Source organism: Hydrogenophaga sp. PML113 (assembly GCF_001777155.1).
GTDB classification, from domain to species: Bacteria; Pseudomonadota; Gammaproteobacteria; order Burkholderiales; family Burkholderiaceae_C; genus Hydrogenophaga; species Hydrogenophaga borbori.
Window position 1 is genome coordinate 1 of record NZ_MIYM01000002.1, and the last position, 19,104, is coordinate 19,104.

The following is a 19,104-nucleotide window of genomic DNA, read 5'->3' on the forward strand; positions in this document are numbered from 1 at the left end:
TCGACCTCGCGCGGTCAATCGCGCATGCTTATGGCTGTTCATCCGTTCTCCTGTCCTGAGTTGTTGCGGCCTGGTAACCACAGCTTCCCAGTTCCGGGACGGATGAACAACCTATTGAGACTTCACACCTAGGCCGCGGCGCGCTCGGCCGCGACGCGCGCCACCAGTTGCCAGGCCAGCTCGGCCACCGGGGCCAGCACGCGCCGCGCCCGGCGCACCAGCAGGATGCGCCGCTCCACACGCGGCGACAGGGGCCGGGCCTGCAGCCCCGGCAGGCCGCTGGGCGGCAGGGCCAGCGTGGGCACCACCGACACGCCCAGACCGGCGTCCAGCATGCGGTAGATGGTGGTGACGTGGCCCACCTCCTGCGCCACCTGCGCCTGCACGCCGTGCGCGCGCAAGGCCTCGTCGATGAGCCGCCGGCTGCCCGAGGCGTGGTCCAGCAGCACCAGCGGCTCACCGGCCAGGTCGGCCCAGCGCACCACGCGCCGGCGGACCAGCCGGTGCCCGGACGGACCGACGAAGCAGAAGGGCTCCGACAGGATGGCCTCGGCGTGCAGGTCCTCGTGCGTTCCGGGGTCGATCACGACGCCGAAGTCCACCTCGCCCGACAGCACGCTGGCCAGCGCATCGTTCTGCATGCGGTCCAGCAGCACCAGGTCCAGGCCGGGGTGTTCGCGCTGGCAGCGCGCGATGCACTCGGGCAGCAGGTGGGCCGACAGTGTGGGGCTGCTGGCCACGCGCACGCGGCCCTGGCGCTGCGTGGCCAGGCCGCGCACGTCCAGCAGCACGGCGTCCAGCTCGTCCAGCGCCCGCTCCAGGCGGGCCGCCAGGCTGCGGCCAGCGGCGGTGAGCGCCACCTCGCGCGTGGTGCGGTCCAGCAGCTTGAGCCCCAGCTGGTGCTCCAGCTCGGTGACGCAGCGGCTCACGGCCGGCTGCGTCAGCCCCAGGTGCTCGCCGGCCTTGGTGAAGTTGCCATGCGCGGCCACGGCCTGGAACACCCGCAATTGGCGCAAGCTCACATTCATGATTCCGAATCATATATGGATCACACAAATTCATTTCTCTTTGGATGACCGCTCGGGTCCAATCACGCGCTTCACCGCCCACCACGCTGCCCGCGCTCTCCCATGGCCCGCTCCCGCCTGCTGCCCGACAACTTCACGCTCTACCTGATCGCCACCGTCATCCTGGCCAGCCTGTTCCCGGCCCAGGGGGTGTTCGCCGACGCGCTGGCCTGGGCCACCAAGGCGGCCGTGAGCCTGCTGTTCTTCCTGCACGGGGCCAAGCTCTCGCGCCCGGCCATCTGGGCCGGCATCGGGCACTGGCGGCTGCAGCTGATGGTGGTGGCCACCACCTTCGCCCTGTTCCCCCTCTTCGGCTGGGCGCTGGCGCCCGTGCTGCGCCCCTTGGTGACGCCGGACCTCTACACCGGGGTTCTTTACCTCTGCGCCCTGCCCGCCACCGTGCAATCGGCCATCGCTTTCGTCTCCATGGCGCGCGGCAACGTGCCGGCGGCGGTCTGCGCCGCCTCGGCCTCGACGCTGCTGGGCGTGTTCCTGACGCCCGTGGCCCTGAGCCTGATGCTCACGCAAGATGCCGCCATGGGCGATCCGCTGGAGGCCGTGGGCCGCATCAGCCTGCAGCTGCTGCTGCCCTTCGTCGTCGGCCACCTGATGCGCCCGTGGATCGCCGGCTTCCTGCAGCGCCGCGCCGTGGTCATGAAGGTGGTGGACCAGGGTTCCATCCTGCTGGTGGTCTACGCCGCCTTCAGCCACGCCGTCATCAACGGCCTGTGGTCGCAGCTGCCGCTGTCGGCGATGGCCGGCCTGCTGGCGGTGTGCGCGCTGCTGCTGGCCGTGGTGCTCGTGCTCACCGCCTGGGGCAGCCGCCGCCTGGGTTTTTCCAAGGAGGACGAAATCGCCATCGTCTTCTGCGGTTCGACCAAGAGCCTGATCACCGGCGTACCCATGGCCAACGTGCTGTTCTCCGCCAGCGTGGCCGGCGCGATCGTGCTGCCGCTGATGGTGTTCCACCAGATGCAACTCATGGTCTGCGCCGTGCTGGCACAGCGCTACGCACGCCGGGCCGATGCGCCGGCGGCCGAGGTGGCGGGCGCCGCGCCCGCGCTCAGGCGCTGAGGGCCGGCGCGCCGGCGTACTGGCCGGCCAGCACGCGCGCGGACCAGTCGCGGATCGGCCCGCCCAGTGCGTTGAAGGGGGTGTTGAACTGCGCCACGATGCTCACGTGGTTGTGGTCCATCAATTGCACGACCCGCGGCATGGGCCCCTTGTCCCGGTCCGCCACCACCGCCAGGCGCTGCGCCAGCGCGAGCGCATAGAAATCCAGCAAGGGGTTTTCGTACTGAGCCAGGGCGATGAAGGTGGGCGGTGCGTCGGCCCGCACTTGGCCCAGGGGTTCGCGCCCGGCGTACAGGGCCTCATCCTCGCCGTAGTAGGCGCGCACGCCGTGCGCGTTGGGGTTGTCGGCGCGGGTGTCGGCCACCACGCGCGGGCTCACCAGCACCAAGCCGGCCACGGGCAGGCCGCCGTCGGGGCGCACCCGCGCGTCCCAGAGCGCGCTGGCGCAATGGGCGCAGGCCGCGGAATGCCCCATCAGGAACAAGCGCGAGGGGTCGCCGCCCCAGCGCGCGGCATGCCGGACCACCCAGCGCAGGGCCTCGCGCACGTCCTCGGCGCCGCCCGGCCAGGGCGACTGGGGCGCCAGCCGGTACTCCACGTTGAACGCCAGGTAGCCATGGCGGGAGAATTCCGCCGGCACGTTGGCGTAGATCCAGGGCGTCTGCTCCTTGTCGCCGCGCACGAAGGCGCCGCCGTGCACGAACACCAGGATGGGCACGCCCGGCCCGCCGCCTGGTCGCTCGACCTGGGGGGCATAGACGTCGAGCACCTGCCGCGGGTCTTCGCCATACGGCAAATCCCGCGCCGTCGGGGCCAGCGCCGAGGCCTCCAGCAGCGGCGCCCAGGCCTCGAACATGGCGTCGCGGCCGGCCGTGATGTCCTGGTGCCAGCGCGGGCCCCAGTGCGCCAGGGCGTCGACGAGGAACGTGGGCAAGGCGGGGCTCATGCGATAAAGTCGTAGGATGAATTCAGGAGAGGCCATTATGTCGGGTTCATCGCCCTTTCCCGCCATCGCCCCGGGCGCGCGGCTGTCGGAGCGGGTCGCGGACACCCTGAGCGCGGAAATCCGTTCGGGCCGCCTGCGCCCCGGCGACAAGCTGCCGACCGAGCCCGAGCTGGCCGAGCAGTTCTCGGTCAGCCGCACCGTGGTCCGAGAGGCGGTCTCGCGCCTGAAATCCATCGGGCTGGTCGAGTCGCGCCAGGGCAGCGGGGTCTACGTGCTGGAGGCCAGCATCCCGCCCCTGAGCTTCGACGCCAGCTACGCGGTGTCCAAGGAGGCGGTGATCCAGATGGTGGAGGTGCGACGCGCCCTGGAGGCCGAGGTCGCCGGCCTGGCCGCTCAGCGCCGCACCGAGGCCGACGTGCAGGCCATCCGCGACGCCATCACCACGCTCGACCAGGCCGTGCAGGCCGGCGGCGACGGCGTGCGCGAGGACGTGGCCTTCCACCGGGCCATCGCCGAAGCGGCCAAGAACCCCTTCCTGCTGAGCACCCTGCAGTACCTCAGCCGCTTCCTGCACGGCGCCACGCGCGTGACCCGGGCCAACGAGGCGCGGCGCGGCGACTTCGCGCGCCAGGTGCGCGACGAGCACGAGGCCATCCTCGCCGCCATCGAGGACCAGGACTCGGCCGCCGCCCGCGCCGCCGCCTTCAACCACATGAACAACGCCATCCGCCGCATCGAAGAGGCCGACCCGGCCTTCTGGCGGCAGGAAGGCGCGGTGCTGGCGCGCGCCCTCATGGTGGACCAGGCGCCCAGCGCGCCGCGCTGAGTCCGGCCGCCCCCCACATAGGGATTTCCCGATGCCGATGGCCACGACCAAGTCATATGATGACCATATCACCGGATCAATCAAGTGACATGCGGCTCGAACACATAGACCACTTCACCCTGCGCGTGGCCGCGGCCCGCCTGCCCGAGCTGCTGGACTTCTACACGCGCGTGCTGGGCCTGCGCGAGGGCGATCGCCCGGCCTTCGACTTCCCCGGCCACTGGCTGTACGCGAAGGGCCAGGCCCTGGTGCACCTGGCGGGCAACGAGCCGGCCGGCGAGCCCGCCGCGTCCGATGCCCTGCCCACGGGCAAGTTCAACCACGTCTCGTTGCGCGCCACCGGCCTGAAGGCCACGCGCGAGCACCTGCAGGCGCAGGGCATGGACTGGCGCGAGGCGCCCGTGCCCGGTGTCCCTTTGCACCAGATCTTCCTGCTCGACCCCGTCGGTCTGAAGATCGAACTGACCTTCGATGCCGCCGAGCTGCATGAGGCCGGCCCTTCCACCAAAGCCCTGGCGTACTGATGTCCTATTTGCAACTCCAGAAAGTCGCCAAGCGCTTCGGCGATGTCCAGGTGGTCCAGGCGATGGACCTGAGCGCCGAGGCCGGCGAGTTCATCGTGCTGGTGGGCGCCTCGGGCTGCGGCAAGTCGACCACCCTGCGCATGATCGCCGGCCTGGAATCGCCCAGTTCGGGCCACATCGTGATCGACGGCCGCGACGTGACGGCGGCCACGCCCGCCGACCGCGACATCGCCATGGTGTTCCAGAACTACGCCCTGTACCCGCACATGAACGTGGCGCAGAACATGAGCTTCGCGCTCGAGCTGGCGCGCACGCCCAAGGCGGTGATCACCGAGCGCGTGCAGGCCGCGGCCCAGGTGCTCAACATCCAGCACCTGCTGGAGCGCAAGCCGCGCGAGCTCTCGGGCGGGCAGCGACAGCGCGTGGCCATGGGCCGCGCCATCGTGCGCGAACCCAAGGTCTTCCTGTTCGACGAGCCGCTGTCCAACCTGGACGCCAAGCTGCGCGGCCACATGCGCATCGAGATCGCGCTACTGCACCGCCGGCTCGGCAAGACCACGGTGTACGTCACGCACGACCAGGTCGAGGCGATGACGCTGGCCGACCGCATCGTGGTGATGGACCAGGGCCGCATCCAGCAGATGGGCAGCCCGGACGAGGTCTTCAACCGCCCGCTCAACCGCTTCGTCGCCGGCTTCATCGGCAGCCCGACCATGAACTTCCTGGACGCCGAGGTCCAGGACGGCGGCGGGCCCCTGCGATTCGTGGGCCGCGACTTCGCCTGCGAGGTGCCCGCCGCCATGGCGCCACACGCGCGGCGCTTCACCGGCCGCCCCGTGGTGCTGGGCGTTCGCCCGCAGGCCCTGCGCCTGGGCGCCAGCGAACACGGCCTGGGCCTGCGGCTGCAGGTCAAGGTCTGCGAGTACCTGGGCACGGAAAGCGTGCTCAGCGGCTCGCTGCCGGGCGAGGCCGGCGAACTCACCCTCAGCGCGCCGGGCAACCACACGGGCCTGATCAACCAGACCGTCGCGGTGCACGCGCCGCTCGACAGCCTCCATGCCTTCGAACCGGGCGAGCACGGCCGCTCGCTCGGCCTCTGATCCGATCCGCCCCACCCACAACAGGAGACACAGCATGAAACGCCGCCAACTGCTTCAAGGCGCCGCCGCGGGCGCCGCCCTGGGCCCCTGGGTGCACACCCTGGCCCAGGACCGCTACGCCAAGTACAAGGGCCAGACCATCGTCGTCAACTACCCGGCCCACCCGCACTACGACCAGGCCGAGAAGCTGTTCGCCGAGTTCACGGCCGAGACCGGCATCAAGGTCGAGCGCGACAAGATGCAGTACCTGCGCATGAAGGACAAGCAGGTGCTGGAGATGGGCAAGCGCGGCAACGGCGACTACGACGTGGTGGTCTACGTGGTGATGTGGAAGACCGAGTACGTCAAGAAGGACCTGCTGCAGCCCCTGGACGGCTACTTCGCCAACAGCGCCCTGGCCGATCCCGCCTGGGACCAGAAGGACATCATCGACCGCTACTGGGAGACGAACGCCCTGGTGGGTGGCCCCAAGATGTACCTGCCCGGCCCCGGCGCGCGGCCCTACGGCATTCCCTTCGGCGCCGAGACCGGCGTGCTGGCCTACCGCACCGACCTGTTCGCCAAGCACAAGCTCGCCGCGCCCAAGACCTACGACGAGCTGCTGGCCGCCTGCCGACTGATGAAGGACAAGGAAGGCATCGGCGGCCTGACCTCGCGCGGGCAGACCGGCCACCAGGTCACGGCCGCCTGGCTGCTGCACCTCACGCCCAATGGCGGCGAGGTGTTCGACAGCCAGTGGCGCGCGGCCTTCAACAACGCCCAGGGCGTGCGCGCCGCCGAGATCCTGAAGGAAATCGTGGACACCGGCCCCGCCGGCATTCCCAGCTACGGCTTTGGCGAAATGCAGAACGCCTTCCTGCAGGGCCAGGCCGCGATGTACCTCGACTCCGTGTCCATCTTCGGCCCGGCGCAGGACCCGGCCAAGAGCCGCGTCGCCGGCAAGATCGCCTACGCGGTGCACCCCAAGGGCAGCAAGCATTCGGCGCAGAGCGGCGGCTTCGCCATGGCCATCCCGAAGAACGCGCGCAACAAGGACGCCGCCTTCCTCTTCATGCAGTGGATGACCAGCAAGCAGGCCGACCTGAAGATCGCGCTGGCGGGCGGCAACATCAACCGCTGGAGCACGCTGGACAACGCCGACGTCGCCAAAAAGTACCCCATCGAGCTGCCGGCCCTGCGCGAGTCGCTCAAGATCGCCAACCCCGACTGGCGCCCGCTGATCCCCGAGTGGGACCACATCAGCCAGCAGATCCTCGGCCAGGCGCTGCCCGACGTGATCACCGGCGGCAAGCCGGCCAAGCAGGCGCTGGACGCGGTGGTGAAGGCCGCCGAGGACGTCGTCCGCCAGGGCGGCTGGCTCAAGGCCTGAGGACCGCGCCCCGATGCCTTCCGCCCGCCTGGCGCGCCTGACGCCGTACGTCTATATCCTGCCGGCCGTGCTGGTCATGCTGGCCGGGCTGGTGTACCCCATCCTGAGCGCCGTGCGGCTCGGCTTCTACGACTGGCCCCTGGGCACCGACTTCGACAGCGCACGCTTCGTCGGTTTCCAGGCCTTCGCCGAGATGCTGGCGTCCACGCAGGTGTGGACCTCCATGGGCATCACGGTCGCCTTCGTGCTGATCGCGGTGTCGGCCGAGCTGGTGCTGGGGATCGCGCTCGCGCTGTTCCTGGAAAAGCCCGTGCGCGGCATGCGCTTCTTCCGCACGGTCTTCGTGCTGCCCATGATGGTCGCGCCGATCTGCGTGGGCCTGATCTGGCGCTACCTGTTCGACGCCAACTTCGGCCCGATCAACCACCTGAGCGCCTGGCTGGGGCTGTCGCCCCAGGCCTGGCTGGCCGACCCGGTGCTGGCCTTCAGCGCCATGGTGATTACCGACATCTGGCAGTGGACGCCCTTCGTGCTCATCATGGTGCTGGCCGGCCTGCAAGGCCTGGACGAAAGCGTCATCGAGGCCGCCCGCATCGACGGCGCCAACGCCTGGCAGCAGATCGTTCGGGTCAAGCTGCCCATCCTCAAGCCCATCCTGATCGTGACGCTGCTGGCGCGCATGATCGACGGCTTCCGCGGCCTGGAGGTGATCTACGTCATGACCTTCGGTGGCCCGGGCCTGAGCACCGAACTGTTCTCGCTGCACATCTTCAAGGCGGCCTTCATCAGCCAGAAGCTGGGCTACTCCTCGGCCCTGTCCATCCTGCTGCTGGTCATTGTCTCGGCGCTGTCGCTCGCGATCCTGTTGATCTCCAACCCCCTCAAAGCCAAGGCCCGCCGATGAGCCATCCCACCTCGGTGCCGCGCGGCTCGCCGCTGCACTACCTGATGCTGGCGCTGCTGGCCACGGCCTGCCTGCTGCCGCTGGTCATCATGACCATGACCTCGCTCAAGACCGAGGCGCAGATCTTCGACACCCAGTGGTCCTGGCTGTTCGCGCCCACACTGGACAACTACCGCGCGGTGGTGGAGGAAAACCACATCGAGCGCTACATGCTCAACAGCCTGAAGGTCTCGCTGGCGGCCACGCTCATCACACTGATGCTGGGCACCATGTGCGCCTACGCCATGGCGCGCTTTCGCTTCCTCGGCCGCGAGCCGCTGAGCTACTCGACCCTGATCCTGCGCACGCTGCCACCCGCGGTGCTGGCCGTGCCGGTGTTCGTCATCTGGTCGGCCTGGGGCATCGGTGACACGCTGTCGGGCGTGGTTCTGGTGTACGTGGCGCTGAACCTGCCCTTCACCATCTGGCTGCTCTACGGCTTCATCGACCAGTTGCCGATCGAGCTGGAGGAAGCCGCTGCCATCGACGGCTGCGGCCCCTTCCGGGTGTTCTACAAGATCGTGCTGCCGCTGCTCAAGCCCGGCCTGGCCGCGGCCGCCATCTTCACCTTCCGCCTGGCCTGGAACGAATTCATCCTGGGCTTCATCCTGACGAACCGCATCACGCGCACCCTGCCCGCCTCCATCTCCAACTACATCACCGACACCGGCGTGGAGTGGGGAAAGATCATGGCCGCCGGCGTGCTGATCGCGCTGCCGCCGCTGATCTTCACCTTCGTCGCCGCCAAACAGATCATCACCGGCCTGACCGCAGGCGCGGTCAAGGGCTGAGCCCCGCCACCTTCGAGGACCCACCATGGACAAACAAGCACTGATCGACTCCTGGAACGACTACGTCGCACCTTCTCAGCCCTGCTCGCCCGACGACATGGCCCGGCGCGTGGCGCGCTGGGGCGCCATCCCCGCCAGCCCGCGCGCCTTCGTCGACACCTACGTCAAGGGCCATGAGCGCACGCTCTACAGCGTGATCGGCTCCGGCGTCACCGACGACCCCAACTTCAAGCCCAGCATCGCCGCGGCCGAGAACTTCCACGTCGACTACATCGTCGCGCCCAAGGGCTGCGGCGCGGCCCTGCACTGGCACGACAGCGAAGAGGTCTTCGTGGTGCAGGCCGGGCGCTGGGAGTTCGACTGGGTCGATGGCGCCACCGGCCAGACCCACACCGTCACCCTGGGGCCGCGCGACACCATCAGCGTGCCGCCCTTCGTGCACCGCGCCTTTCGCAGCCTGGACGGCGAGGACCCGGCCAGCGGCGGCATGCTGGTGTCCATCCTGGGCGGCAAGACGCCGGGCCGCGTGAAATGGGACGCCACGCTGGCCGAAAAAGCCAAGGCCGTTGGCGCCGGCTTCGACACCAACGGCATGGCCGCCCAGGCCAGCCACGGCTGAACGCGGGTCGCCCTGTCCATGGAACCGAAGAACCACGGACCGCTGGTGCTGGTGCACGGCGCCTGGCATGGCGGCTGGTGCTGGCGCGAGGTGGCCGACAAGCTCGAACGCCAGGGCCGCCGCTGCTACGCGCCCACGCTGAGCGGCCTGGCGCACCGCCGCGCCGGGCTGAGCCGGGAGACCAGCGCCGACACCCACGTGGACGACGTCGCCTCGCTGATCGAAGCGCTCGACCTGCGCGGCGTGACCCTGGTGCTGCACTCCTACGCCGGCCTGCTGGGCCCGGCCCTGCTGCACCGCCTGCGCGAGCGCCTGGTGGAGATCGCCTGGCTGGAAGCGGTGATCCCCTCGCCCGGCCAGCCCATGCTGGAGCTCACCACGCCCGAGGCCGCCGCGCGCTACGTGGCGCAGGCCGCCTCGCGCGGCGAAGGCTGGTGGATGCCCCCGCCCGACGTGGCGCAGTTCCAGCTGCCCTCGGACGAGATGGCGCAGGCCGTGGCCCGCCAGCTCACGCCGCAGCCGCTGCGCAGCTTCGCCGAACCCGTCACCGCGCCCCAGGCGGAGGTGCGCGGCTTCCCGGGCCGCTACCTGCTGGCCAGCGACCGCTCGCCGCAGCCCTACCTGCGCTATGCCGCCATCGCGCGCGAGGCCGGCTGGCCGGTCGCCGAGGCGCCCGGCGGCCACCTGATGATGCTGACGAACAGCGACGCCGTCGTCGATTTCCTGAGTTGAGTGTTGTGGAAGAAACCGATATGAGCCGAGTGGGAGTGGTGGGCCTGGGCGCCATGGGCCTGGGCATGGCGAAATCGCTGCGCCGGGCGGGCTTCGCGCCCCGGGTGTTCGACCTGCGCACGGACGTGGCGCAGGCCTTCGCCCGCGACGGCGGCCAGGCCTGCGCCAGCCTGGCCGAGCTGGGCGCGGGCAGCGAGGTGGTGGTCAGCGTGGTGGTCAACGCCGCGCAGACCGAGAGCGTGCTGTTCGGCGACGACGGCCTGGCCGCGGCCATGGCGCCCGGCAGCGTCTTCGTCATGTGCTCCACGGTGGACCCGGGCGTGTCCGTCGGCTTCGAGGAGCGGCTGGCGCGCCTGGGCATCCTCTACATCGACGCGCCGATCTCCGGCGGCGCGGCCAAGGCCGCCAGCGGCGAAATGACCATGATGACCGCCGCCCGGCCCGAGGCCTACGCCAAGGCCGAGGCCGTGCTCGAGGCCATGGCCGGCAAGGTCTACCGCCTGGGCGATCGCGCCGGCGCGGGCAGCAAGGTCAAGGTCATCAACCAGCTGCTGGCCGGGGTGCACATCGCCGCGGCGGCCGAGGCCATGGCCCTGGGCCTGCGCGAAGGCGTGGACCCGGCCGCGCTGTACGAGGTCATCACCCACAGCGCGGGCAACAGCTGGATGTTCGAGAACCGCATGGCCCACGTGCTCGCGGGCGACTACACCCCGCTGTCGGCGGTCGACATCTTCGTCAAGGACCTGGGCCTGGTGCTGGACATGGCCCGCGCCAGCAAGTTTCCGCTGCCGCTGTCGTCCACCGCGCACCAGATGTTCATGCAGGCCTCCACCGCCGGCTTCGCCAAGGAAGACGACAGCGCCGTGATCAAGATCTTCCCCGGCATCGAACTGCCGAGGCCCCTGGCATGAGCCTTTTGCTGGGCGCCATCGCCGACGACTTCACGGGCGCCACCGACCTGGCGAACAACCTGGTGCGCGCCGGCATGCGGGTGGTGCAGACCATCGGCGTGCCGCGCGAGCCCATCGAGGCGGGCATCGACGCGGTGGTGGTCGCGCTCAAGTCGCGCACCGTCCCGGCGGCCGAGGCCGTCGAGCAATCGCTGGCCGCCTGGCACTGGCTGCGCGGGCAGGGCGCGCGCCAGATCTACTTCAAGTACTGCTCGACCTTCGACAGCACACCCGCCGGCAACATCGGCCCGGTGACCGAGGCGCTCATGGACGCCATGGGCATCGACTTCACCATCGCCACGCCGGCCTTCCCGGACAACGGCCGCACCGTCTTCAAGGGCCACCTGTTCGTGGGCGACGTGCCGCTCAACGAAAGCGGCATGAAGGACCACCCGCTCACGCCCATGACCGACGCCAACCTGGTGCGCGTGCTGCAGGCCCAGTGCCGCCGCCGCGTGGGGCTGATCGACTACCGCGTGGTGGCCGCGGGCGCCGCGGCGGTGCGCGAACGCATCCAGGCGCTGCGGCAGCAGGGCGTGGGCATCGCCGTGGTCGACGCCCTGTCCAACGACGACCTGCTGCGCCTGGGCCCGGCCCTGGCCGACCTGCCCCTGCTCACGGCCGGCTCCGGCGTGGCCATCGCGCTGCCGGCCAACGCCGGCCTGGCGCCCTCGGCACGGGCCAGCGCGCTGCCACCGGTGGCGGGCGCGCAGGCCATTGTCTCGGGCAGCTGCTCGCTGGCCACCAACCAGCAGGTGGCGCACTTCATCGCCAGCGGCCGGCCGGCGTTCCAGCTCGACCCGCTGCGCATCGCCGCCGGCGAGGACGTGGTCGCCGAGGCCCTGGCCTGGGCGGCGCCGCACCTGGCCGGCGGGCCCGTGCTGCTGTACTCCACCGCGCCGCCGCAGGCGGTCAGCGCCGCGCAGACCCAACTGGGCGGCGCGCAGGCGGGCGAACTGGTCGAGCGCTGCATCGCCGCCATCGCCAGCGGCCTGGTGCGGGCCGGCGTGCGCCGGCTCATCGTGGCCGGTGGCGAGACCTCGGGCGCCTGCGTGCAGGCGCTGGGCATCGCCCGGCTGCAGATCGGCCCGCAGATCGACCCCGGCGTGCCCTGGTGCCACGCCACGGCCGCCGCCGCGGCTGGCGCGCCGCTCTGGCTGGCGCTCAAATCGGGCAATTTCGGCGGCGAGGACTTCTTCACCCGGGCCTTCTCGCTGACCACCCCGACCCCCGACGGCGCGCACCGCCCCGCGGCCGCGCACTGACCACCGGACCCCTGCCATGCCCCGTTTTGCCGCCAACCTGTCGATGCTCTACCCCGAGCTCGACTTCCTGGACCGTTTCGAGGCCGCCGCGCGCGACGGCTTCGAGGCCGTCGAATTCCTCTTCCCCTACGCCTACCCGGCGCACGAGCTCGCCGCCCGCCTCCAGGCCAATGGCCTGCGCCAGGTGCTGTTCAACCTGCCACCCGGCCAATGGGACGCCGGCGAGCGCGGCCTGGCCGCCCTGCCCGGCCGCGAGGCCGAGTTCCGCGAGGCGGTCCAACTGGCCCTGCGCTACGCCGACGCCCTGGACTGCCCCCGCCTGCACGCCATGGCCGGCCTGGTGTCCCCGGGCCTGCGGCGCGAGGACATGCAGGCCACCTACCTGGGCAACCTGCGCTGGGCCGCCGAACAGGCCGCCCGCGCCGGGCGCGACATCCTCATCGAGCCGATCAACCCGCGCGACATCCCCGGCTTCTTCCTCAACCGGCAGGACCACGCGCACCAGGTCCTCGACGCGGTCGGCGCGCCCAACCTGAAGGTGCAGATGGACCTGTACCACTGCCAGATCGTCGAGGGCGACGTCGCCACCAAGCTGCGGCAGTACCTGCCCACGGGGCGCGTCGGTCACCTGCAGATCGCCGGCGTGCCGCAGCGCCACGAGCCCGACCTGGGCGAGCTGAACCACCCCTACCTGTTCGGCGTGATCGACGAGCTCATGGCCGCCGGCCAGTGGGACGGCTGGATCGGCTGCGAGTACCGCCCCAGCCGCGGCGCGGTGCCCGGGGGCACCTCGGCCGGACTGGGCTGGCTGCGCGCCGCCCAGGCCGCAGCCGCCTGACGCCGCTCCCCCGCGCCTCAGCCCACCGGGCTGTCCACCACCACCTGGCGCTGCTCGCCCAGGCCGCGCCCGCCCAGGGTCATCACGTCGCCCGCCTTCAGGTACAGCGGCGGCTGGTGGCCCATGCCCACGCCGGGCGGCGTGCCGGTGGCGATCACGTCGCCCGGCTGCAGGGCCATGAAGCGGCTCAGGTAGCTCACCAGCGTGGCCACGCCGAACACCATGGTGCGCGTGCTGCCGTTCTGGCGGCGCTGGCCATTCACCTCCAGCCACAGCGCCACGTCCTGTGGATCGCCCAGCTCGTCGGGCGTCACCAGCCAGGGGCCCAGGGGGCAGTGCGTGGGGTAGCTCTTGCCTTTGACCCACTGGCCTTCATATTCGATCTGGTGGGCGCGCTCGGACACGTCGTTGAGCAGGCAATAGCCGGCCACGTGCGACAGGGCCTGGTCCTCGCCCACGTGGAAGGCGCGCTGGCCGATCACCACGCCCAGCTCCACCTCCCAGTCGAGCTTGCGCGAGCCCGGCGGCAGCCAGACCTCGTCGTTCGGCCCGTTGATGGCACTGACGTGCTTGTTGAACACGATGGGCTGGCCCGGCACCTTCAGGCCGGCCTCGGCGGCGTGGTCGGCGTAGTTCAGGCCGATGCCGATGACGTTGCCGACCTGGCCCACGCAGGGGCCCAGGCGGGTGCCGCTGGGCACGGGCGGCAACGTCAAGGGGTCGAGCGCGGCCAGGCGCGCCATAGAATCCGGGCCCAGCGTGGCCGGCGCGATGTCGGCCAGCACCCCGGAGAGGTCACGCGGCGTGCCGCTGGCGTCGATCAGACCGGGTTGTTCGGCGCCGGGCAGGCCGTGGCGGATCAGTTTCATGCTGGGCTTCGGTGGTGGTGAAAACCGCCGATTCTGCCGCCTGGGGCCACCCGGTCCCGGCCGGGCCTTGAAATCCGCCGCGGCGGCCCCAGCTGCCCGACTTGTCGGGCAAACCGCCCACCACAACCGCCCCCGTTTCACCTTATCCACAGACTCGCCACGATGAGCCAGACGCCCCCCAACGCCCCGCCACCCCAGGACAACAGCGCGCCCTTGAGCCCCGAAGAGGCCGAAGCCGCCCGGGCGGCCAGCGAGGCCGAGGCCCAGGCCGCCCAGCAGGCCGAACTGGCCACCCTGAAGGCCCAGAACACCGACCTGGCCGACCAGTACCTGCGCGCCAAGGCCGAGGCCGAAAACGCCCGCCGCCGCGCCGAAGAGGAAATGTCCAAGGCCCGCAAGTTCGCGGTGGAGAGCTTCGCCGAGAGCCTGCTGGCCGTGGCCGACAGCCTGGAGGCCGGCCTGGCCGTGCAGGAGGCCACGCGCGAACAGCTGCGCGAGGGCACCGAGGCCACGCTCAAACAGCTGCTGAGCGCGCTGGAGCGCCACAAGGTCGTGCAGATCGCGCCGCCCGCCGGCACCAAATTCGACCCCCACCAGCACCAGGCCATCAGCATGGTGCCGGCCGAGCAGGAACCCAACACCGTGGTGACCGTGCTCCAGAAGGGCTACCTCATCGCCGAGCGGGTGCTGCGCCCGGCCCTGGTCACGGTGTCCGCCCCCAAGTAAGGGCTGCCAAGGGACTTGTGCACACGCCCTCCCCTTGAATTCCCCCGGCTTATCCACACTTCTTCAACAGCTTTAACCACATCCTCGGAGTCACTCACATGGGACGCATCATCGGCATCGACCTCGGCACCACGAACTCGTGCGTGTCCGTCATGGAAGGCAACAACACCAAGGTGATCGAGAACAGCGAGGGTGCGCGCACCACGCCGTCGATCGTGGCCTACCAGGAAGACGGCGAGGTGCTGGTCGGCGCCTCGGCCAAGCGCCAGGCCGTCACCAACCCCAAGAACACGCTGTACGCGATCAAGCGACTGATCGGCCGCAAGTTCAGTGAGAAGGAAGTCCAGAAGGACATCGACCTCATGCCCTACTCCATCGTGGCCGCCGACAACGGCGACGCCTGGGTGGAGGTGCGCGGCAAGAAGATCTCGGCCCAGCAGGTCTCGGCCGACATCCTGCGCAAGATGAAGAAAACCGCCGAGGACTACCTGGGCGAGCCCGTGACCGAGGCCGTCATCACCGTGCCCGCGTACTTCAACGACGCGCAGCGCCAGGCCACCAAAGACGCCGGGCGCATCGCCGGCCTCGACGTCAAGCGCATCATCAACGAGCCCACCGCCGCGGCCCTGGCCTTCGGCCTGGACAAGCAGGACAAGGGCGACCGCAAGATCGCCGTGTACGACCTCGGCGGCGGCACCTTCGACGTGTCCATCATCGAGATCGCCGACGTCGACGGCGAGAAGCAGTTCGAAGTGCTGTCCACCAACGGTGACACCTTCCTGGGCGGCGAAGACTTCGACCAGCGCATCATCGACTACATCATTTCCGAGTTCAAAAAGGACCAGGGCGTCGACCTCAGCAAGGACGTGCTGGCCCTGCAGCGCCTGAAGGAAGCGGCCGAGAAGGCCAAGATCGAGCTGTCGTCCTCGGCCGCCACCGACATCAACCTGCCCTACATCACGGCCGATGCCTCGGGTCCCAAGCACCTGAACATCAAGCTCACGCGCGCCAAGCTCGAGGCCCTGGTGGAAGAACTGATCGAGCGCACCATCGCGCCCTGCCGCACCGCCATCAAGGACGCCGGCGTGAGCGTGGGCGACATCCACGACGTGATCCTGGTCGGCGGCATGACCCGCATGCCCAAGGTACAGGAGAAGGTCAAGGAGTTCTTCGGCAAGGAGCCGCGCAAGGACGTCAACCCCGACGAGGCCGTGGCCGTCGGCGCCGCCATCCAGGGCCAGGTGCTCTCGGGTGACCGCAAGGACGTGCTGCTGCTGGACGTGACCCCGCTGTCGCTCGGCATCGAGACCATGGGCGGCGTCATGACCAAGATGATCGCCAAGAACACCACCATCCCGACCAAGTTCTCGCAGGTGTTCTCCACCGCGGACGACAACCAGCCGGCCGTGACCATCAAGGTGTTCCAGGGCGAGCGCGAGATCGCCGCCGGCAACAAGCTGCTGGGTGAGTTCAACCTGGAAGGCATTCCCGCCGCGCCGCGCGGCCTGCCGCAGATCGAGGTGACCTTCGACATCGACGCCAACGGCATCCTGCACGTGGGCGCCAAGGACAAGGGCACCGGCAAGGAAAACAAGATCACCATCAAGGCGAACTCGGGCCTGTCCGAAGCCGAGATCCAGCAGATGGTGAAGGACGCCGAACTCAACGCGGCCGAGGACAAGAAAAAGGTCGAGCTCGTGCAGGCGCGCAACCAGGCCGAGGCCATGGTGCACAGCGTGAAGAAGAGCTTGAGCGAGCACGGCGACAAGCTGGAGGCGGGCGAGAAGTCGGCCATCGAGGACGCGATCAAGTCCCTGGAAGAAGCCGCCAAGGGCGAGGACAAGGACGCGATCGAGGCCAAGACCACCGAGCTCATGACCGCCAGCCAGAAGCTGGGCGAGAAGGTCTACGCCGCGCAGCAGGCCGAACAGGCCGGTGCCGAGGCGGGGGCCGCCGACGCCCAGCCGCAGCAAGCGTCCAAGGCGGCCGACGACGACGTCGTCGACGCCGAGGTGAAGGAAGTCAAGAAGGGCTGATCGCGCCGCGACGTCCGCCACACCGCCGCGTCCGGGCAACCTGACGCGGCGTTCGTGTTCAAACACCAGCCAGAGAAACCATGGCCAAACGCGACTTTTACGAAGTGCTCGGCGTGCCGAAGAACGCCTCCGACGAGGAGATCAAGAAGGCGTACCGCAAGCTCGCGATGAAGTACCACCCCGACCGCAACCAGGGCGATGCGGCCAAGGGTGCCGAAGAGAAATTCAAAGAGGCCAAGGAGGCCTACGAGATGCTCTCCGACGCGCAGAAGAAGGCCGCCTACGACCAGTACGGCCACGCCGGCGTGGACCCGAACATGCGCGGCGGCCCGGGCGGCGCCGAAGGCTTCGGCGGCTTCGGTGACGCCTTCGGCGACATTTTTGGCGACATCTTCGGCGGCGCGCGCCGCGGCGCGGGCGGCGGGCGGCAGGTGTACCGCGGCGCGGACCTGTCCTACGCCATGGAGATCACGCTGGAGGAAGCCGCCAACGGCAAGGAAACGCAGATCCGCATCCCCAGCTGGGACGACTGCGACACCTGCCACGGCAGCGGCGCCAAGCCCGGCACCAGCGCCAAGACCTGCGGCACCTGCCACGGCCAGGGCGTGGTGCAGATGCGCCAGGGCTTCTTCAGCGTGCAGCAGACCTGCCCCACCTGCCAGGGCCGCGGCAAGGTCATTCCCGAGCCCTGCACCACCTGCCACGGCCAGGGCAAGATCAAGCGCCAGAAGACGCTGGAGATCAAGATCCCGGCCGGCATCGACGACGGCCAGCGCATCCGCTCCACCGGCAACGGCGAGCCCGGCCAGAACGGCGGCCCGGCGGGCGACCTCTATATCGAGATCCGCCTGCGCAAGCACGACATCTTCGAGCGCGACGGCGACGACCTGCACTGCCAGGTGCCGGTGAGCATGACCACCGCCGCCCTGGGCGGCGAGATCGACGTGCCCACGCTGCAGGGCAAGGCCACCATCGACCTGCCCGAGGGCACGCAGAGCGGCAAGACCTTCCGCCTGCGCGGCAAGGGCATCAAGGGCGTGCGCTCCAGCTACCCGGGCGACCTGTACTGCCACGTGGCGGTGGAAACGCCGGTCAAGCTCACCGAGCACCAGCGCAAGCTGCTCAAGGAACTGGACGAGTCCTTCAAAAAAGGCGGCCACAAGCACAGCCCGAACGACAAGGGCTGGTTCGAGAAGGCGAAGGACTTCTTCAGCTGAGCCAGACGCTCCCCCCAAAAAAAAGCGACGCCACGGCGTCGCTTTTTTTTGGGGCCATTCGCGCTCCCTCGGTGCCTGGCGCGTGCGCCGCCAGCGGTGCCCCTATCGCCACCATAAGCAGCATCGATTGGCCTTATTTGATCGTTTTTGACAAGCTATGGGTCAACATCGATCGCAGCCCAAGCATGTCTACCCTCCTCCGCCAGATCCCACCCGCCTGGGCCCAGCTCCAGCGGCTGGAGTGGCCCGTGCCAGCCCACGCCCTGCGCAAGGCCTTGCTGGCGCTGGCCGCGGGCGTGCTGGTGATGGCGGGCATCGCCGCCGGCTCCACCTTCTGGGCGCCCACCCGCGCCTGGTGGCTGGCCGTGGAAGGCGGCAGCGCCCTCGTCGCGGGCGTGCAGGCCTCGCTGCTGGCGGCCATCGCCACCGCCGTGGGCGCCTTGCCGGTGTTCGTGGTGCAGCGGGTGAGCAAGCGGCAGGAGTCGGCCTTCATGGCGTTCTCGGCCGGGGTGATGCTGGCGGCCGCCGTGTTCGCGCTGCTGCTGCCCTCGCTGGAGGCCAGCCGCGCCCTGGTAGGCGAGGGCGGCGCCAGCGCCCTGCTCTCGGGCGCCGGACTGGCGCTGGGCATGGGGCTGATGCTGGCCATCGACCGCGCCCTGCCGCACGAACACGCCGTGCTGCCGCCGGCCGCGCACACCCACACCAGCGCCTGGCTGCCGCGCGAGCCGGCCGCGCAGCGCGCCTGGCTGATGGTGCTGGCGCTGATGATCCACAACCTGCCCGAAGGCCTGGCCGTGGGCGCGGCCTATGCCGGCCCGTCGGGCGAGGACGCGGTGCACGACGGCGCCGCCGTCGCCCTGGCCATCGGACTGCAGAACATGCCCGAGGGCCTGATCGTGGCCATGGCCCTGCGCACCCTGGGCCTGGGCGCCGGACGGGCCTGGGGCGTGGCCGCCCTCACCGGCCTGGCCGAGCCCCTGGGCGCCCTGCTGGGCGTGGTGGTGCTGGGCAGCGCCCCGGTGTTCTACCCGCTGGGCCTCGCCCTGGCGGCCGGCGCCATGATCTTCGTGGTGAGCCACGAGATCATCCCGGAGACGCACCGCGACGGCTTCGAAGGCGCGGCCAGCGCCACGCTGCTGGCGGGCTTCATCTTCATGGTCTGGCTGGACAGCGCCCTGGCCTGAACGGGCCGTGCCCGCGCGCACGGCTAAG

Annotated in this window: 19 protein-coding genes; 16 read left to right on the forward strand and 3 right to left on the reverse strand. The window is 70.0% G+C overall.

Annotated features, from left to right (window positions below; translation table 11 throughout):
- Positions 1-128: 128 nt before the first annotated feature.
- Positions 129-1,028, reverse strand: coding sequence for a LysR family transcriptional regulator (locus BHU06_RS03585; RefSeq protein WP_070397787.1), 900 nt, complete (start codon positions 1,026-1,028; stop codon positions 129-131).
- A 102-nt stretch (positions 1,029-1,130) separates the two neighbouring features.
- On the opposite strand from BHU06_RS03585, the gene BHU06_RS03590 reads away from it, so the two are divergent.
- A complete protein-coding gene (locus tag BHU06_RS03590) occupies positions 1,131-2,141 on the forward strand; it encodes a bile acid:sodium symporter family protein (protein ID WP_070397788.1) in 1,011 nt (336 codons plus the stop codon).
- Here the strand turns inward: BHU06_RS03590 and BHU06_RS03595 are convergent.
- Positions 2,131-3,087, reverse strand: a complete 957-nt coding sequence (locus BHU06_RS03595) for an alpha/beta hydrolase (RefSeq protein ID WP_070397789.1) — start codon at positions 3,085-3,087, stop codon at positions 2,131-2,133. The genes BHU06_RS03590 and BHU06_RS03595 overlap by 11 nt on opposite strands.
- 37 nt (positions 3,088-3,124) lie before the next feature.
- On the opposite strand from BHU06_RS03595, the gene BHU06_RS03600 reads away from it, so the two are divergent.
- The 11 genes from BHU06_RS03600 to otnI all read left to right on the forward strand — a co-directional run bounded on the left by BHU06_RS03600 (position 3,125) and on the right by otnI (position 13,044).
- Positions 3,125-3,913: a FadR/GntR family transcriptional regulator gene (locus BHU06_RS03600; protein WP_070397790.1), complete on the forward strand. Its 789-nt coding sequence runs from the start codon at positions 3,125-3,127 to the stop codon at positions 3,911-3,913.
- An 89-nt stretch (positions 3,914-4,002) separates the two neighbouring features.
- Positions 4,003-4,437 (forward strand): VOC family protein, encoded by a 435-nt coding sequence (locus BHU06_RS03605; RefSeq protein WP_070397791.1) that lies wholly within the window; start codon positions 4,003-4,005, stop codon positions 4,435-4,437.
- On the forward strand, positions 4,437-5,537 hold the full coding sequence (locus BHU06_RS03610; protein ID WP_070397792.1) for an ABC transporter ATP-binding protein: 1,101 nt from the start codon (positions 4,437-4,439) through the stop codon (positions 5,535-5,537). Before BHU06_RS03605 ends, BHU06_RS03610 begins: the two co-directional genes overlap by 1 nt.
- 34 nt (positions 5,538-5,571) lie before the next feature.
- Positions 5,572-6,906, forward strand: coding sequence for an extracellular solute-binding protein (locus BHU06_RS03615; protein ID WP_070397793.1), 1,335 nt, complete (start codon positions 5,572-5,574; stop codon positions 6,904-6,906).
- Positions 6,907-6,919: 13 nt separating this feature from the next.
- Positions 6,920-7,810, forward strand: a complete 891-nt coding sequence (locus BHU06_RS03620; protein WP_070397794.1) for a carbohydrate ABC transporter permease — start codon at positions 6,920-6,922, stop codon at positions 7,808-7,810.
- Entirely contained in the window at positions 7,807-8,640 is an 834-nt protein-coding gene (locus BHU06_RS03625) for a carbohydrate ABC transporter permease (RefSeq protein WP_070397795.1), read from the forward strand. The genes BHU06_RS03620 and BHU06_RS03625 overlap by 4 nt, the downstream gene beginning before the upstream one ends.
- 25 nt (positions 8,641-8,665) lie before the next feature.
- Complete coding sequence (locus tag BHU06_RS03630; RefSeq protein ID WP_070397796.1) at positions 8,666-9,259, forward strand: cupin domain-containing protein; 594 nt, start codon at positions 8,666-8,668, stop codon at positions 9,257-9,259.
- An 18-nt stretch (positions 9,260-9,277) separates the two neighbouring features.
- Positions 9,278-9,991 (forward strand): alpha/beta fold hydrolase, encoded by a 714-nt coding sequence (locus BHU06_RS03635; RefSeq protein WP_070397797.1) that lies wholly within the window; start codon positions 9,278-9,280, stop codon positions 9,989-9,991.
- Positions 9,992-9,996: 5 nt separating this feature from the next.
- Positions 9,997-10,902: an L-threonate dehydrogenase gene (gene ltnD / locus BHU06_RS03640; protein WP_254668110.1), complete on the forward strand. Its 906-nt coding sequence runs from the start codon at positions 9,997-9,999 to the stop codon at positions 10,900-10,902.
- Positions 10,899-12,206, forward strand: coding sequence for a 3-oxo-tetronate kinase (gene otnK / locus BHU06_RS03645; protein WP_070397799.1), 1,308 nt, complete (start codon positions 10,899-10,901; stop codon positions 12,204-12,206). Before ltnD ends, otnK begins: the two co-directional genes overlap by 4 nt.
- A 16-nt stretch (positions 12,207-12,222) precedes the next feature.
- Positions 12,223-13,044 (forward strand): 2-oxo-tetronate isomerase, encoded by an 822-nt coding sequence (gene otnI / locus BHU06_RS03650; protein ID WP_070397800.1) that lies wholly within the window; start codon positions 12,223-12,225, stop codon positions 13,042-13,044.
- Positions 13,045-13,061: 17 nt separating this feature from the next.
- On the opposite strand, the gene BHU06_RS03655 is transcribed toward otnI, so the two are convergent.
- Positions 13,062-13,913: a fumarylacetoacetate hydrolase family protein gene (locus BHU06_RS03655; RefSeq protein WP_070397801.1), complete on the reverse strand. Its 852-nt coding sequence runs from the start codon at positions 13,911-13,913 to the stop codon at positions 13,062-13,064.
- A 162-nt stretch (positions 13,914-14,075) separates the two neighbouring features.
- On the opposite strand from BHU06_RS03655, the gene grpE reads away from it, so the two are divergent.
- From grpE to BHU06_RS03675, 4 genes are all read left to right on the forward strand, one after another.
- The gene (grpE, locus tag BHU06_RS03660; protein ID WP_070397802.1) at positions 14,076-14,639 is read left to right on the forward strand and encodes a nucleotide exchange factor GrpE; all 564 of its coding nucleotides are present in this window, start codon (positions 14,076-14,078) and stop codon (positions 14,637-14,639) included.
- A gap of 98 nt (positions 14,640-14,737) precedes the next feature.
- Positions 14,738-16,675 carry a molecular chaperone DnaK gene (dnaK, locus tag BHU06_RS03665; RefSeq protein ID WP_070397803.1) on the forward strand — a complete coding sequence of 646 codons (1,938 nt, stop codon included), beginning with the start codon at positions 14,738-14,740 and terminating at the stop codon, positions 16,673-16,675.
- A gap of 80 nt (positions 16,676-16,755) precedes the next feature.
- Entirely contained in the window at positions 16,756-17,892 is a 1,137-nt protein-coding gene (gene dnaJ / locus BHU06_RS03670) for a molecular chaperone DnaJ (protein ID WP_070397804.1), read from the forward strand.
- A 185-nt stretch (positions 17,893-18,077) separates the two neighbouring features.
- Positions 18,078-19,076 (forward strand): ZIP family metal transporter, encoded by a 999-nt coding sequence (locus tag BHU06_RS03675; protein ID WP_070397805.1) that lies wholly within the window; start codon positions 18,078-18,080, stop codon positions 19,074-19,076.
- Positions 19,077-19,104: the final 28 nt, after the last annotated feature.